Source organism: Yersinia sp. Marseille-Q3913 (assembly GCF_963892745.1).
Lineage (GTDB): Bacteria > Pseudomonadota > Gammaproteobacteria > Enterobacterales > Enterobacteriaceae > Yersinia > Yersinia bercovieri.
In genome coordinates, this window is the sequence record NZ_CAWQAF010000066.1 from 154,304 (window position 1) to 170,166 (window position 15,863).

The window sequence follows — 15,863 nt, forward strand, 5'->3', positions numbered from 1 at the left end:
CTTCAGGTGTTAGTGTTCTTACGGACGTGAGGGTTCAAGTCCCTCCCTTCGCACCACAATGATTTCAATCTTCTTCCGCTTCATATCTCCTCCAATCGCTATCTGCTTCTCTTATTATTTTTCTTTTATTCAAAAAAACAGCTCGCTGATGCCACCATGCATCAATACTGCGGCAATCCCCCCTAGCAATGCCAAACAAGATGGCAGTAACAGAAAATGCCGCAGCCGAGTGTGATACAGCATACTAATGGTTGCCAGCATCGCGAGTACTATCACTATTCGCAACTGACCGATGGTGATATCAGCCCACTCCAGCAGCGGTAGCAACACAAAAGGGAGCAATATTCCCCAACCACTGGACATTCCACGGCTCAATAACCCACGGATCCCCCACGAACGGTAAGCGGCTAATCTGGCTGAAATCATAATAACGGCCCACTCAAGTGATAATGATAACCAATATCATATATCACTCTTTGCCCGTCTGCATCATGAAGTTGTCATGGGCTAGCACGATGCTGGCATCAGCGAAGAAACATCATGATGACAGGTGGAAACAAAAATGGTAATTTTACTTAAGAAAATTCCCAAAACGATATTAAACGCTTCAAACAAAAATAATTACTTAGAAAAACTATTTATCGTGATGCCTGAATAATATGGCTTCATGAGGATATTGTTTATTTGTCTACTGACAGCACGACATTATGCAGAGTGAATTGAATATGAATAGCCACTCCTACGATCAGCTTCTGAAAAGTAAGCATCGGCTCTCTTTACTGCTTTTTCTATTTCTTAATGCGTCGTCAGCTATTTTTAGTATGATATTACCGTCACCAAAAACACCTGCGGTGACATTGCCGATTGTTATGATCACGGCTATCAGCCTAAGTTCCGCCGCTTATTTAATTTTTATTTCGAGGAAATATGCGGATAAACTGAATTTATTTTCAATCATCATGGGCGTGTTATGGGCCTGGCAAATCATCCTAAAATACGAATATCTAGGCACTAATGAAAATAACTACTTATTGCTTAGCCTGTTTACCATATTCTTTATCAGTACCATTGCGCTGTCTGATAACTTTATCGCTTTTTGCCTGCACACTGCACCGGCGGCGTTAACCGTTATTTTCCTGGATGATTTTCAAAATATCTTCCGCATAACATTCACTCTTATGCTGCCGTTGATTGGCTTCTCTTTGCATCATTTAATGTCGCGTCGCAGCGATGACTTTACCCGAAAACTGGTCGCACATCTTTATAATGAAAGAGAAAAATTCAGTGATTTAAGCATGATAGATCCCTTAACCAGTTTATATAATCGTCGTGGTCTGGAGAACAAACTCGAGACACTACTGGCACAGTCTCCAGGCAATCATTATGTATTACTGCTCGATATCGACCATTTTAAGGCCTATAACGACAACTATGGACACACTATGGGTGATCAAGCTCTGGTGCGGGTTGCTGCGGCGATCCGTGATGCCGTACGTTCACGGGATATCGTGGTGCGCTATGGTGGCGAAGAGTTTTTGGTATTACTGACACATGTGAGTGAAGAGTATGCCAGCCAATTGGCTGAGCGGGTGCGCCAGAGAGTATTAGGCCTTGATATTCCACATGTTTTCAATCATAAAGTATCAACAACCGTGACACTGAGCGCGGGTATATCCCCCCTGCAAGCCTACGATTTGGCATCTTCACTCAAAGCAGCAGATGAGGCGCTCTATCGGGCTAAAAAAGATGGTCGCAATAAGGTCGCTTTTGCTGGAGAGAAATTGTCAAATGTGGAGTCTTCACCCTGATAAAATGGTTGAACCAGCACTCGACTATTATTTTCTCAGCCAGTGGTTGAGCTTAATACTGCGGTATTATTTTTCACTCTCTTTATGTAATTAAGCCGTGCCATCACATATACAAAAATAAATTATTGGCTCATCCTTTAGTAGAAAACATCTATTTAAGCGAATCATTCCAATCCCCCAATGCACATAATGAGTTTTTGAATGATGGTAAATCTATTAATCTCATATCAATACCACCCTATCATCCAGATAATTCCCCCTACGCCCTCAGAGTCAGGGCTTGAATAAAATTCATCTTCGGAAATACAGTGCAATAATGATTATCATTTAAATGAAAGCGCGATAATTCAGGAAAAAGAGCATAGCGGGCAGGAAAAGCATAAGCCCGACAAATGGTTAACATGCCGGACTTAGCCAGACGGCTAAACTAACAGCCGGTTACTGTGCGGTCATTAGAAGGCGACAGATCCCTGTACAAAGAAGGTGCGTGGCTCGCCGACATACTTACCGGAGTTGTTATCATTGGAGCGTGTGAAATAGCGCTGATCAAACAGGTTTTTTACCCCAGCCCCCAGAGTCAGATTTGACCATGCTGGCCCAAAGTTATATTCAGCCCGCGTATTCCATACCATATAACCTGGGATATTCCCGAACTGACCATCGGCACTTTCCTGCGTAATATATCGCGGGCCAGCCCCTGGAGAGCGCTGCTGGGACTGAGCATAGCTGTCCAGATTCCAGACCCAGTTACCGGTTTCGTAGCGCGTCCCGACGGTATAAACCTGACGAGAGTAGAAAGGCAGATCCTTACCGGCAAAAGCACCACTTTTAGTGCTGGCTTTGGTGTAAGTATAACTGGAGTAAACACTTACCCCATTCAGCGCACGATTAAGTTCACTCAAGTCATAACTTAATGCCAGCTCTACCCCTTCGTGAGTGGTCGCACCCATATTGGTCCAGCCGATATCATTGCTGATATATTGCAGCTGGTTATCAAAATCGATGTAGAACATCGTCAGTTCGCCCGTCATGACGGTGTCATCAAAACGAGTGCCGACCTCATAGCTATGGGCTTTCTCTGCCGTCAGACCCGGTGCGGGCGCATTACCACTCCCGCCCTTGCTCAGCTGGAAATACTGCATACTGCCAAAAGAGGTGTTGGCATTGGCAAATAACTTCCACTCGTCAGATAGATGATACATCACGTTCAGTGATGGTAATGGCTCGCTGTAGTGCTTCTCGCGCTGAGTATTGGCAAAAGAGTCATCCACATTGGTACGAATATTCTCATAGCGAATACCGGGGGTGATGGTCCAGTCAGAAATATTAATGGCGTCATCGATATACACTGCATGAGCTTCAGTGCCACCCGAGGTGTGCTGATAGTATTGCGGTGTGGAGGGTGTTGAAGAGAGAGTCGCCGGATTATACCAAGCAGAGCGGTATGCCTTTTCATCCATGGTTTCATTCAGATAGCGGTAACCCAAAGTGACCTCATGGGCACTGCTACCCACTCTAAATAACTGTGAATAACTTGGCTCGATAGCATAAGTGGTGTAATTGCGTGGGTAAGCCACCATGCGCTTTTGGCCCAGACTCGCCCCGGTTCCTTCAGATTCGATATTGCTGCCACGGAAGCTTTTGGTGAAATAGGTCAGTAATTCAAACTGCTTATCATCTTCCTGATGGATATATTTGAATGACATATCACGGCGGCGGCCATCAAACTGATCGAAAGGTCGGGTTGATTGGAAGGGGTTGGCAGCATACTGCGCGCTGGTTAAGCCACCGGGCATACCGGCGTGCGCTTCGTAATAGTGGAAATTAGCCTGCAACTCATCATGTTCGGTCAGTTGATAGCGGGTTTTAAGCATAAAATCATCTATATCAGTATTGTCATTGCTATCGCGGTATCCCTGTCCATGCAAGCCGGAATAGAGCAATGCCGCGCCAAAACCATTATCTGCCGTACCACCCAAAGAGGCGCTACTCAGGGTTTTTAAGCCGCCATGGCTGGCGCCCTGAGTTTGTGCGCTGACTGCACCCCTGAAATCTTGCGGGATAGCTTTGCTATTAAAGTTGATAATCCCGCCCACGTTTTGCGGCCCGTACCGCACTGCGCCGCCGCCGCGGATCACATCAATCGATTGCAGGTTACCGATGGAGAGCGGAGCCATGGAGAGCTGCGGCTGACCATAAGGTGCAACGGCCAGCGGGATGCCATCCATCAAAATGGTTGAGCGTGGCGATAAGCGAGAGGTCAATCCGCGTACCCCCACATTCAGCGAGATGTCGCTACCGCCAGTACCATTACTCTCACGTACCTGTACGCCGGGGATACCGCGCAGTGAATCCCCCACTGTTTGAGCACCCTTCTCGTGAATACGTTGCTGGGTAACAATGGTGCGAGCGCCGGGATGATTTAGGACGACAGTGCTGTTATCGGTATTATCAAGCCAATTCCCCACTACCGAAAGCTGGTCATTTTTGTTGGTTTGGGTTTCAACTGACGATTCAGTCACTGACGGGGAGGATTTCTCTGCGGCAAAAGCAGGTAGCGCCACCGCGACAGAGGCGGCCAGCAGGGACAGTCTGGAAAACGTTAACATTTTGGGCCTATTGCGAAAGGAGTTGTGTCTGATGGTATTTTTGGAAACGCTAATCTTAATGATTACATTTCCCATGTAAATAAATATTGTCGCAAGTAGGTGGAAAACGAGCCAATAAAAACCATGTAAAATAAAAGGCTTAGGTGTTATATGAACATGGCAATAGGTTGCGCTGAGTCAAGATGCAAGCAGCGGCCCATAAATGGGCCGAGTAACGAGTGCCGCTAACAACGCTGCGGCGTCAAGGACGAAGGGGAGTCGCCCAAAACACCCCACTATAATCAATAGCAGTAAACCTCTGATGAATCATTTCCAAATCAGCTTGTGGGTCCAGATCTGCGAACAATTCTGGGTGGAGGAATTTGGCGATGGCTTCTACCGCGACCACATTCAGTGGGCTGTCATAGAACTGGTGATAAACCGCCATCACTTTTTTGTCCTGCACCGATTTCAGCACACTGACACCGGTTCGTGTCATCAGGTGCGCTAATCTTGCCTGCGTAGTGGCAGTATCTGCGCTGTAGCCCAAGGGCACGGCGACGGAACCTTTGTGGCCACGGCTCCAGTCAGCACCTGTCATCAGATAAAAATCAGGGTTGCTGGCAATCAACTGTTCGACGTTAATTTCGCCGCCCATTTCGGGGAACAGTTGGCTACCGATATTACTCCCGCCCGCTTCGGCAATAAATTGCCCGAAGCTGCCTTTGCCGAACGTAGAACAGCAATCCTCGCCAGTCATGCCGGCATGGCGCTCAATGAAAACCGTCGGGCGCTGCTCTGGTTTTAGTGTTGCGACTCGCTGGCGGATAAGATCCAGCCGCTGCTGATAGAACTGAACAAAATCTTCGGCATTTTTCTCTTCACCGAACACCTTACCCAGCAGCTGCATACTAGGCGCTGTATTGGTCAATGGTTGCTGGCGAAAATCAACAAATAGCACTGGAATAGCTGATTTATCTAACTGCGCTAATACACCGCTGGCTTTCAGTTTTGCCAGTAGCCCGGTATCAAAAATGATTAAATTTGGTTGCAGAGAGACTGCCCGTTCAACACTGAAATCAGTGACATAGGGGTTATCGAACAGAGGGATATTATTCACTTCAGGGAATTTTTTGGCATAGCTATCCACCAGATCGGCGGCCTTGACCTTAAGTGAGTTATCCCAGGCAATAATCCCTTTTAGCGGGGTTTGCGGATGGAGAATATTCAATGCTATCAATGCCCTGGCATCAGCCAATATCACTCGTGAAGCGGGCTGAGCTAATGTCACCTGCCGGCCGGCAATATCTGTCACCACTATCGGTGCGGCCAAAATAGAGCATGATGCCGTTAGCGTTAAAAATAGGACGACGGATGATAGGAACCTGCTGATAGTACGACCGAGCATGAAATGTCCTTGGGTAAAGTTGAACGCTAATGATAATCCATATCTTTTCATAAATTGAATCATTGTCTTCAGTGTCGCAATTAAATATTTTTTAATGCCGCTATCTGCTGTTTCCTGCCCTAAATGATTATTTAGTTGCTTTGCTAAACCGATTCTTCTACTTTTAGCAGCAAATAGGATTGAAGAGAATAGGGGTTTAGCATGGAAAACACCATTTGGGTTTTGGGTGATGCGGTAATTGATTTAGTCCCAGAAAATTCAAATAGTTATCTTAAGTGCCCTGGTGGTGCACCCGCCAATGTGGCCGTCGGCATTGCCAGATTAGGCGGCAAAAGCGCTTTTATTGGGCGAGTGGGGCAAGACAGTTTTGGTCGCTTTATGCAGCAAGTATTGCAGCAAGAGAGTGTCGATACCCATGCCATGATCCTGGACCCAGCGCACCATACTTCAACAGTGGTAGTGGATTTGGATCAACACGGCGAGCGCACCTTTACATTTATGGTGACGCCGAGTGCGGATTTATTTCTCCAAGTTGATGATTTACCTGAATTCAAGCCGAATCAGTGGCTACATCTTTGCTCTATTGCCTTGAGCCAGGAACCCAGTCGTAGCACAGCATTTGAAGCAATGCGGCGCATGAAAACTGATGGTGGATGGGTCAGTTTTGATCCCAATATTCGTGCCGATATTTGGCGCGCACCACAAGAACTACTCCCCTGCCTGCAACAGGCATTGCAGCTGGCCGATGTGGTCAAATTATCGTTGGAAGAGCTGAACTTTATCTGCCCACAGCCAGATATCGCCACAGCCATGGCGCAGGTGATGGCTGACTACGCCTGCAAATTGCTGCTGGTGACTCTGGGGGCTGAGGGCGTTTGGGTACATAACCGCCGTGGCCTGAAAAAATATCCAAGCCACAAAATTACCCCAATAGATACCACCGGCGCGGGGGATGCTTTTGTGGCCGGGCTGCTCGCCGCTTTGGCCCAATGTCCAGATTGGCACTTGAGCCAAGATCTCACGGCGGCGATAGAGAGGGCGCAGGCCTGTGGTGCGTTAGCCACCAGCGCCAAAGGGGCCATGACCGCCCTGCCTAATGCGCAACAACTGGCGCAATTTCTACAACGGAATAACTAACCACTTCGCGACATCCGGATACCCTCTTAGCTCCGGCATCCGGTCTTCTTACTCACGCGAGATGTCTTTTTGCTAAACACCCAGCACAGAAATCTCGCCAGACGCCTCTTTTTTGCTATCTCGATCCCCTCCCCCTTCGCCATATCACTCAATTTGTAGCGCAGATCACAATAGCTGAACCGGGTTAGCAAAATGTTTTGCTAATCCCGGAGGATCACCCTTATGTTAGCCATGAAAAACCGGTTTAGCTGTTTAGCATAAATACAATCAATCACATATCGAGTGATATAAAAATGATGATAAAACCAAGCTATCTTGCTGTATCAATAGGACTTATCCTTTCCTGTGCAGCCACCACCACCTCAGCCGCCCCAAAGAGTGATATCGAAGCCCGCCTCAATGCATTAGAGCAGCGATTACAGCAAGCAGAGCAACGCGCGAAAAATGCAGAAACTCGCGCCGTACTGGCAGAAAAACAAGCACAAAAGTTGGAAGTTCGCACGCTTCAGGCAGAAGAGAAAACCGTTCAGGTCGCGAAACGTACCGAAAAATTAGAAAACAAAACATCCAGTGACAATGGTTTTGAGTTCCACGGCTATGCCCGTTCCGGGCTGCTGATGAACTCATCCGGCACTGGCACCCAGGGTGGCCCTTATGTTTCACCGGCCGGTAGCACTGGCGGCGCGATTGGCCGCTTAGGCAATGAGCCAGATACCTATGTTGAGGTGAATCTGGAGAAAAAACAGAAACTTGATAACGGGGCGACCACCCGCTACAAAGTGATGCTGGCCGATGGTCAACGCAGCTATAACGACTGGACCGCCGACAGCAGTGACCTCAATGTGCGTCAGGCGTTTGTTGAGCTGGGCACCCTGCCGACCTTCAATGGTATTTTCAAAGAGAGTACCTTGTGGGCCGGTAAACGTTTCGACCGCGATAATTTCGATATCCACTGGCTGGATTCCGACGTGGTGTTCCTCGCCGGTACAGGTGGCGGTATTTATGACATCAAGTGGAGCGATAATCTGAAGAGTAATTTCTCGTTATATGGCCGCAATTATGGCGAGATTGAGAATGTTAACAGCGATATTCAGAGCTACATCTTCACCGCTAATAACTATTTTTCTATCAATGATGACAGCAACCGCTTCCAGTGGATGGTGAGCGGCTTGCGGGCCAAAGATAACGAGGCGCGCGAAAACCGTGGTGAAATCGTCAATACTCATGCGGCGGATAAAGGTATCCACAACATGTTGGCTTACCATGGCGACAGTTTCTATGGGCTGCGTGCTGGGACATCAAAAACCGCACTGTTATATGGGCATGGCTTAGGGGCTGAAGTTAAATCCATTGGTGCCGATGGTAATTTGACCCCTGGTGCAGAGACCTGGCGTTTAGCCACCTATGGGACTACCGCACTGAGCAAGAGTTGGAGTCTGGCGCCCGTCCTCATGGCGCAACAGAGTCAAGATCGTTATGTTGATGGTGATAAATATCAGTGGGTTACCTTTAACGCCCGCCTGATTCAGGAGATCACTGAGAACTTTGCGCTGGCCTATGAGGGCAGCTATCAGTACATGAATCTGGACCCGCAAGGCTACAAGAATTACCACAAAGTGAGCGGGGGCTTCTATAAGCTGACCTTTGCACCAACCTTTAAAGCGGGTGATATCAGTAACTTCTTCAGCCGCCCGGAAATACGCCTCTTCGCCACCTACATGGATTGGAGCCAAGATCTGGATAATTACGCCAAGGATGATGCTTTCGGTAAAAATGATTTTGCTGCCGGCGGTCAATGGAACTTTGGTATCCAAATGGAAACCTGGTTCTGATCATCCCCCGCTGTGACAGGAGATAGGCCGCCACAGCGGGAAACTTATTTGACAACAATCCGCCTACGACAGGTAGAAAGCGGAATGAATATGCGAGGGATATAATGAATATTAATGAGACCGTAGAGGCTCTGCTCCCGTTGCTTGGCGGTAAAGAGAATATTGTCAGTGCAGCGCACTGTGCTACTCGCCTGCGTTTGGTGCTGGCGGATGACTCGCTGGTGCAGAAATCGGCAGTGGAAAAGCTCGATGGGGTTAAAGGCTGCTTCAGTAACGCCGGGCAATTGCAGGTTATTTTCGGCACCGGGCTGGTCAATAAAGTCTATGCCGAGTTTATCCAGGTAGCGGGGATCAACGAATCCAGTAAATCAGAGGCCGCCGATGCAGCGGCCCGTAAACTGAATCCATTCCAGCGCATTGCTCGCCTGTTATCCAACATTTTTGTCCCGATCATCCCCGCGATTGTGGCTTCTGGTCTGCTGATGGGCCTACTCGGCATGGTGAAAACCTATGGCTGGGCTGATGCCAATAGCGCACTATTTATCATGCTGGATATGTTCAGCTCCGCCGCGTTTATTATTTTGCCGATTTTGATTGGTTTCACGGCGGCCAAAGAGTTTGGCGGTAATCCCTATTTGGGGGCGACGTTAGGCGGCATTCTGACACATCCGGCGCTGACCAATGCCTGGGGCGTTGCGGGCGGTTTCCATACCATGAATTTCTTTGGTATGGAGGTGGCAATGATTGGCTATCAGGGCACGGTGTTCCCGGTGCTGCTGGCCGTGTGGTTTATGAGCCTACTGGAAAAACGCCTGCGCAAAGTGATCCCAGATGCGCTGGACTTGATCCTCACGCCATTCCTGACGGTCATTATTACCGGTTTTGTCGCATTGCTATTTATCGGCCCTGCTGGACGCGTACTGGGTGATGGGATCTCGCTGGTGCTCAGCACCCTGATTACCCATGCTGGCTGGCTGGCCGGATTACTGTTTGGCGGGCTCTATTCAGTGATCGTGATAACCGGTATCCACCATAGTTTCCATGCTATCGAAGCGGGCTTGTTGGGTAATCCCAATATCGGCGTTAACTTCCTGCTGCCGATTTGGTCAATGGCGAACGTCGCACAAGGGGGAGCCTGCTTGGCGGTTTACTTTAAAACCCGTGATGCCAAAATTAAGGCCATTGCTATTCCATCCGCTTTTTCTGCCATGTTGGGGATTACCGAAGCGGCAATTTTCGGAATTAACCTGCGCTTTATCAAACCCTTCCTGGCGGCACTGGCAGGCGGTGCTTTAGGTGGTGCATGGGTGGTGGCCAACCATGTCAATATGAGTGCGGTGGGCTTAACCGGTATTCCCGGCCTCGCCATCGTGCAGGGCAACTCAATCATTAACTATCTGATTGGATTGGTGATTGCCTTTGGTGCGGCATTTATTATTTCTCTGCTACTTAAATACAAAACGGACAGCGAATAATGCAAGAAGCCAGTTTACTCAAACAGCTTACGCTGGCAGTGATGCGCGGTCAGTGTCGCGCATCGCAAGACCCGCACCGCCCCGGCTGGCATCTGGCCCCCAGTGTCGGATTGCTGAATGATCCCAATGGATTCATTTATCACGCTGGTTATTATCATCTGTTCTATCAGTGGAATCCATTAGATTGCCGCCACGGCAACAAGTTTTGGGGCCACTGGCGCAGCCCTGATCTGGTTCATTGGGAGCATCAACCGGTGGCGTTAGTTCCTAGTGAGGAGTACGAAAGTCACGGCTGCTACTCTGGCTCGGCAGTGATCGTTGATGACCTTATCACCCTAATTTACACCGGTAATGTGAAGTATCCCGATGGCTCCCGCACCGCTTTCCAATGTCTGGCGCAGGAGAATGCACAGGGCGAATTCGACAAACTGGGGCCAGTGCTCCCGCTACCTGCGGGCTATACCGGCCATGTGCGCGATCCAAAAGTGTGGCAGCACAACGGCCAGTGGTACATGGTTCTGGGCGCGCAGGATAAGCAACTGCAAGGTAAAGTCCTGCTGTGGTGCTCCGCTGATCTGCATGAATGGCAAAATTTGGGTGAGATCGCCGGTTCCGGGCTGGGTGGTTTGGGGCCATTCGGCTATATGTGGGAGTGCCCAGACCTGTTCACCTTGGGGGCGCAGGATGTATTGATGTTCTGCCCGCAAGGGATACCCGCCGAAGCTGAACGTTATCGTAATACCTTCCAGGCGGGCTATTTGCTAGGCAAATTGGATTATGCCAATGCTGTGCTCGGCCATCAGGATTTCCGTGAAATGGATGCTGGTTTTGAATTCTACGCGCCACAGACCACACTGGCCGCAGATGGTCGCCGCCTGCTTTTCGGCTGGATGGGGATGCCTGATGAAGATGAGCTGTTCCAGCCGACTACCGCTTATGGCTGGATTCATACCATGACCTGCCCGCGCGAGTTGAGTTTGAACGGCGATAAATTGATTCAGCAGCCCGCGCGCGAATTAACGGCCCTACGCGGCGAGCATCACCAGTGGCAAGGCCGCGCGCAGGATGCACCGGCACTGCCTATCAGTAGCGCTGAGATCATCGTCGACATCAGTGCGCCATTTGTCCTCGAATTGGGCAATGCCCTGATGCTGACCTGGGATGGCGAACGTATCACCCTGAGCCGCCATAATCTGCGCAGCGGATTGCCAGAGTTCCGCTACTGGCGCGGTCAGTTGCAGCAGTTACAGCTGCTTTGCGATCGTTGCAGCATCGAGATCTTTATCAATCGAGGGGAGGCGGTCATGACCTCGTGCTACTTCCCGACAGCAGAACCGATGGCTATCTTCAACGGAAATGCCGAACTGTGTCTGCGGCACTGGTTGTTGTCTTCGCCCATGTTAGAATGAGTCATCTTTCAAGGCGACAGATCCACCCAGTGAAAAACGATAACCTGTTAAAAAGTAAGAAACGCATCACCATCAATGATATTGCCAAGCTGGCGGGTGTGTCGAAATCGACCACCAGTCTGGTGCTCAATGGGCGCAGCAAGGAGTATCGTGTTTCGGATGAAACGCGGGATCGTATTATTGCCCTCGCCAGTGAGCATCACTACCAGCCGAGCTTCCATGCCCGTTCGCTGCGGTCAACCCGCAGCCACACCATCGGGCTGGTGGTGCCGGAGATGACCAACCACGGCTTTGCTCTGATCTCCCGGGAACTGGAGATGCTCTGTCGCGAGGCCGGTTTACAGCTGCTGATCGCCTGTACCGATGAAAATCCCGCTCAGGAGATGATGGCGGTGAACAGTCTGGTACAACGTCAAGTGGATGGCCTGATTGTCGCCTCCAGCCAGCTTAATGATAGCGAATACCAAAAGATCAATGCCCGCCTGCCAGTGGTGCAGATGGACCGATTGATTGGTGAGTCGGATTTGCCGCTGGTCATCACCGACTCAGTGGCCTCCACCACCGCATTGGTTGAAAATGTGGCTCGCCAACATCCTGATGAATTTTACTTTCTTGGCGGCCAGCCACGTATCTCGCCGACCCGCGATCGTTTAGCCGGTTTTCAGCAAGGGCTGCAACACGCTGGGGTCGAATGCCGAGCGGAATGGATACTCAGCGGCCATTATCTGCCCAGTTCTGGCTATGAGATGATAGCCCAGCTCTGCGCGCAATTAGGTCGCCCACCCAAAGCGGTATTTACTGCGGCTTGTGGCCTGTTGGAAGGGGTGCTGCGCTATCTCAATCAGCATCAACTCATGGATAGCGATATTCATCTTTGTAGCTTTGACGATCACTATCTGTTCGACTGCTTACCCTTGAAAATCGACACTATCGCGCAGGACTGCCAAGGGCTGGCGCGCCATAGCTTTGAAATGATCACCGCCTTAATTGCCGAAACACCACTGGTGCAAAATCAGCTGATTCTGCCGGGCCAGATCCATTGGCGGCATCCCGGTTCTAAGGCGCTGAATGAGCCACACTGAGCCGGTTGATACACCCGCACTGATTGGCTCCTGGCAGCGCTGCCAAAAACTGATGCAAGCCCAGCAATGGCGGGTGCCTCACCGTGCGGCGGGGGCTACGTTTCAGTCAATTTGTCAGCGCAAAAATGACTTATTAGTGTTAGGCCAGGCCGCACTGGAAGATGCTTATGAGTACATGGAATCACGCCACTGCGTACTATTAATTCTTGATGAAAGTGGCTGCACCCTGTGGCAATGCGGCCATCCGCAGACCCTCAGTCAGTTGCGGGCGCTGGGCATTGATTGTGGCAGCTATTGGGCCGAAGGATTAATCGGCACCAATGCCCCCGCACTGGCAATAGCTGAAGGGTATCCGATTCAAGTCAGTGGGCAGCAACATTTTAAGCAAGCACTGCACCCGTGGCGTTTTTGTGCCACTCCGGTGTATGACAACAGTGGCCGCCAACGCGCGGTCATTGTTTTGGGGAGCTTACTGGCCGATAACGCCGCCAGTGATTTGCCGCTTACATTGGCGATCGCCCGCGAAATTGGTAATTACCTCCATGCCGATACCTTACTGGCAGAAACCAACCGCCATCTAAATGAACTAAATGCCCTGCTGGATGGGGTTGAAGATGGGGTCATGGCATGGGATCAGCGCGGTTACCTGCTGTATCTCAACCACCGTGCTGCCGCGATTTTGCAGCTTGATGAAACCAGCAGTCTCGGCAAGCCGGTCACGGATCTGCTGACCCTCCCTGCTCTGCTGACCCAGGCTATTTTGCATCGTAACCCCCTCAGCCATGTGGAAGTCACCTTTGAAAATCAGCAGCAGTTTATTCCGGCGCTGTTGACCCTCAAACCCATTCCTGATGGTGATCGCTGCGGTTATATTGCCTTATTGCACCCACAAGAATTGCTGCGGCGTATGGTTTCCAGCCAATTAGGGCGGGCCAGCTATACATTTGACGACATGCCCATCGCATCGCTGGAAATGCGCCGTTTAGTGCGTTATGGCAAGCAGGCCGCCAAAGGACATCACCCGATTTTACTGCACGGAGAAGAGGGGGTCGGCAAGCAGCAGTTAGGACAGGCGATTCATAATGCCAGCAATCAAGCCGAAGGCCCTTATATCGTGCTGAATTGTCAGGCATTACCGCAAAACTTGATGGCGCGAGAGTTTCTCGGCAGTGACGCCAGCGAAGGTGAATCTGGCCAGCCCAGCAAGTTTGAACTGGCGAATGGCGGCACTCTGTATCTGGAGCAAGTCGAGTATCTGTCGCCCGAAATGCAGTCTGCACTGCTGCAAATCGTCAAAACCGGCATGGTGATGCGGATCAACTCCAATCGCGTTATCCCGGTTGATGTTCGAATAATTACCGCCACTGGCGCTGACCTGCCACTGCTGGTAAAGCAAGGCCGCTTTCGTCGCCAGCTATTTTATACACTGCAAGCTTTCGAGTTACATATTCCTCCCCTGCGCCAGCGCCAACAGGATATTCCACTGCTAGTCCAGCATACGTTGGCGAGCCTTGGGCAACATTTCCACTGCCAATATCAGCCTGACGACAGTGTTATCCGCCAGCTCTGCCAATACCCATGGCCGGGCAATGATCAAGAACTGAAAAGTGTGGTTGAGCGGGCAGCCATGGCCTGCCACAACAACCGAATTAATCTCAATGACTTACCGGAGCATTTACTGGGGGAAAAGTTGGTATTGGAACCCGATATGCCGCAACCTCAGCCAGTCTTATCACTGCAAGAATTAGAAAGGCAGGCCATTATTCGTGCCGCGCTGGTGTGCCAGGGTCAACTCAATGAAATGGCGAGCTTATTAGGTATAAGTCGCACCACATTATGGCGAAAAATCAAACTCCATCAGATAGATATCCAGCAATTTAAGGGGAGTGAGTCGCCCTCAGCTAAATAACCCCTCCTCCTCTGTCTGAGAAAAACATCGGCAAAATAGAGAGAGAACCTCACTTTCTCATCTTGCTTATTCTGATCATACACTTAATCTTAGTTATAAATAGAACCATTCATCATCAAATAAAATATCATCTGCTAAGCATAATTAGCTTAATATCATAAAAAAACATACAATTATAAATGCTTGCTGAAAAGAGATCTTTGAGATATAAAAATACAGAAATAAAAAAACAACCAAAACATACAACAAAATATATATTAATTAATGCATTCAATTCTCGTCGAAATATTTATTAATATAAATTATAAATAGCACCCTATTTAACTAGGATATGTACGCATGAGCTTAAAATATAAAATAATTAAATTTAATACAAATGAGTTTGGAATAGATATAGAATTAATTAAACGGGAAATATCATTCGAATTATTAATCTGGGATGTGAATGACATAAAAATATCTCAATTAAAACTCTTAATAGATATACACCCTGATGATAAGGGGACTATTTTACAGGAAGCACAACACTACCTAGATCATGAATTAGCACCAAAAAAAATTAAAAACTTGATATCAATGCTATCAGATGAAGCGAAAAAGGTTTTTTACACCTACAAGCCCTTTAGGAAAAGGAGTATAAGCCGATTCATTGTTGAATATATTAATAATCGATGGGTAGTGAATAATATTGAGTTACCCGAATTAATCGGCTTTACTCAGCGGGCCGATCATCCATTAGATTTAAGGAAATTAATCCGTAGATTTCCACCCATGGCGCTGGCAACCCGTCGCTCCCCCATATTGAAAACACTCATTAAAAATTTCGTGGAGATTTTGTGTGAATGTGAACCTCATAAAAAACCAACAAAAATTGAAGTTACATGTCATCAAATATCTTTACTGATTGATGACTTAACACCTTCAGTCTGCAACTCACCTGAAGGTTTACATCAGGATGGGAGCGACTATATCGTATCAGCATTAGTGATTGATAAATACAATATTGAGGGCGGCACGAGTCAACTCTACTGTGCTGAAAAAAAGGAATTTATTAAGTCACATACATTAGAACCGGGTGAAGGATTATTCCATATTGATAATAACTCAACGATTTGGCACAAAGTTACTCCAATAACACTAAAAGATCCATCAATGAAAATCGGTTACCGAAACATACTCGGTTTTGATTTCAACTATATATCTTGAATATAACAT

At 48.6% G+C, this 15,863-nt stretch carries 11 protein-coding genes; 8 read left to right on the forward strand and 3 right to left on the reverse strand.

Annotation, left to right across the window (positions count from 1 at the left end; translation table 11 throughout):
* Positions 1-129: 129 nt before the first annotated feature.
* On the reverse strand, positions 130-426 hold the full coding sequence (locus tag AACW11_RS17900) for a DUF1435 family protein (RefSeq protein WP_212585014.1): 297 nt from the start codon (positions 424-426) through the stop codon (positions 130-132).
* A 281-nt stretch (positions 427-707) separates the two neighbouring features.
* On the opposite strand from AACW11_RS17900, the gene AACW11_RS17905 reads away from it, so the two are divergent.
* Positions 708-1,808, forward strand: coding sequence for a GGDEF domain-containing protein (locus AACW11_RS17905; protein ID WP_212585015.1), 1,101 nt, complete (start codon positions 708-710; stop codon positions 1,806-1,808).
* Positions 1,809-2,260: 452 nt separating this feature from the next.
* On the opposite strand, the gene AACW11_RS17910 is transcribed toward AACW11_RS17905, so the two are convergent.
* On the reverse strand, positions 2,261-4,417 hold the full coding sequence (locus AACW11_RS17910; protein WP_212585016.1) for a TonB-dependent receptor family protein: 2,157 nt from the start codon (positions 4,415-4,417) through the stop codon (positions 2,261-2,263).
* Positions 4,418-4,658: 241 nt separating this feature from the next.
* A complete protein-coding gene (locus AACW11_RS17915) occupies positions 4,659-5,804 on the reverse strand; it encodes an ABC transporter substrate-binding protein (RefSeq protein WP_212585017.1) in 1,146 nt (381 codons plus the stop codon).
* Positions 5,805-6,005: 201 nt separating this feature from the next.
* On the opposite strand from AACW11_RS17915, the gene AACW11_RS17920 reads away from it, so the two are divergent.
* From AACW11_RS17920 to AACW11_RS17950, 7 genes are all read left to right on the forward strand, one after another.
* Positions 6,006-6,941, forward strand: a complete 936-nt coding sequence (locus AACW11_RS17920) for an aminoimidazole riboside kinase (protein WP_212585018.1) — start codon at positions 6,006-6,008, stop codon at positions 6,939-6,941.
* A gap of 293 nt (positions 6,942-7,234) precedes the next feature.
* A complete protein-coding gene (locus tag AACW11_RS17925) occupies positions 7,235-8,773 on the forward strand; it encodes a carbohydrate porin (RefSeq protein ID WP_212585019.1) in 1,539 nt (512 codons plus the stop codon).
* A 104-nt stretch (positions 8,774-8,877) separates the two neighbouring features.
* Complete coding sequence (locus AACW11_RS17930) at positions 8,878-10,248, forward strand: sucrose-specific PTS transporter subunit IIBC (RefSeq protein ID WP_212585020.1); 1,371 nt, start codon at positions 8,878-8,880, stop codon at positions 10,246-10,248.
* Positions 10,248-11,657: a glycoside hydrolase family 32 protein gene (locus AACW11_RS17935; RefSeq protein WP_212585021.1), complete on the forward strand. Its 1,410-nt coding sequence runs from the start codon at positions 10,248-10,250 to the stop codon at positions 11,655-11,657. The genes AACW11_RS17930 and AACW11_RS17935 overlap by 1 nt, the downstream gene beginning before the upstream one ends.
* Positions 11,654-12,739, forward strand: a complete 1,086-nt coding sequence (locus AACW11_RS17940; protein WP_212585055.1) for a substrate-binding domain-containing protein — start codon at positions 11,654-11,656, stop codon at positions 12,737-12,739. The genes AACW11_RS17935 and AACW11_RS17940 overlap by 4 nt, the downstream gene beginning before the upstream one ends.
* Positions 12,726-14,648 (forward strand): dihydroxyacetone kinase operon transcriptional regulator DhaR, encoded by a 1,923-nt coding sequence (gene dhaR, locus AACW11_RS17945; protein WP_212585022.1) that lies wholly within the window; start codon positions 12,726-12,728, stop codon positions 14,646-14,648. The genes AACW11_RS17940 and dhaR overlap by 14 nt, the downstream gene beginning before the upstream one ends.
* Before the next feature lie 339 nt (positions 14,649-14,987).
* A complete protein-coding gene (locus AACW11_RS17950; RefSeq protein ID WP_212585023.1) occupies positions 14,988-15,854 on the forward strand; it encodes a 2OG-Fe dioxygenase family protein in 867 nt (288 codons plus the stop codon).
* The last annotated feature ends 9 nt before the right edge of the window (positions 15,855-15,863 follow it).

Bases quoted from the DNA above. Each gene is read 5' to 3' on its own strand.
- dhaR (WP_212585022.1), top strand. From the start codon at position 12,726: ATGAGCCACACTGAGCCGGTTGATACACCCGCACTGATTGGCTCCTGG.
- AACW11_RS17905 (WP_212585015.1), top strand. From the start codon at position 708: ATGCAGAGTGAATTGAATATGAATAGCCACTCCTACGATCAGCTTCTG.
- AACW11_RS17925 (WP_212585019.1), top strand. From the start codon at position 7,235: ATGATGATAAAACCAAGCTATCTTGCTGTATCAATAGGACTTATCCTT.
- AACW11_RS17900 (WP_212585014.1), bottom strand. From the start codon at position 426: ATGATTTCAGCCAGATTAGCCGCTTACCGTTCGTGGGGGATCCGTGGG.
- AACW11_RS17910 (WP_212585016.1), bottom strand. From the start codon at position 4,417: ATGTTAACGTTTTCCAGACTGTCCCTGCTGGCCGCCTCTGTCGCGGTG.
- AACW11_RS17920 (WP_212585018.1), top strand. From the start codon at position 6,006: ATGGAAAACACCATTTGGGTTTTGGGTGATGCGGTAATTGATTTAGTC.
- AACW11_RS17930 (WP_212585020.1), top strand. From the start codon at position 8,878: ATGAATATTAATGAGACCGTAGAGGCTCTGCTCCCGTTGCTTGGCGGT.
- AACW11_RS17940 (WP_212585055.1), top strand. From the start codon at position 11,654: ATGAGTCATCTTTCAAGGCGACAGATCCACCCAGTGAAAAACGATAAC.
- AACW11_RS17935 (WP_212585021.1), top strand. From the start codon at position 10,248: ATGCAAGAAGCCAGTTTACTCAAACAGCTTACGCTGGCAGTGATGCGC.
- AACW11_RS17915 (WP_212585017.1), bottom strand. From the start codon at position 5,804: ATGCTCGGTCGTACTATCAGCAGGTTCCTATCATCCGTCGTCCTATTT.
- AACW11_RS17950 (WP_212585023.1), top strand. From the start codon at position 14,988: ATGAGCTTAAAATATAAAATAATTAAATTTAATACAAATGAGTTTGGA.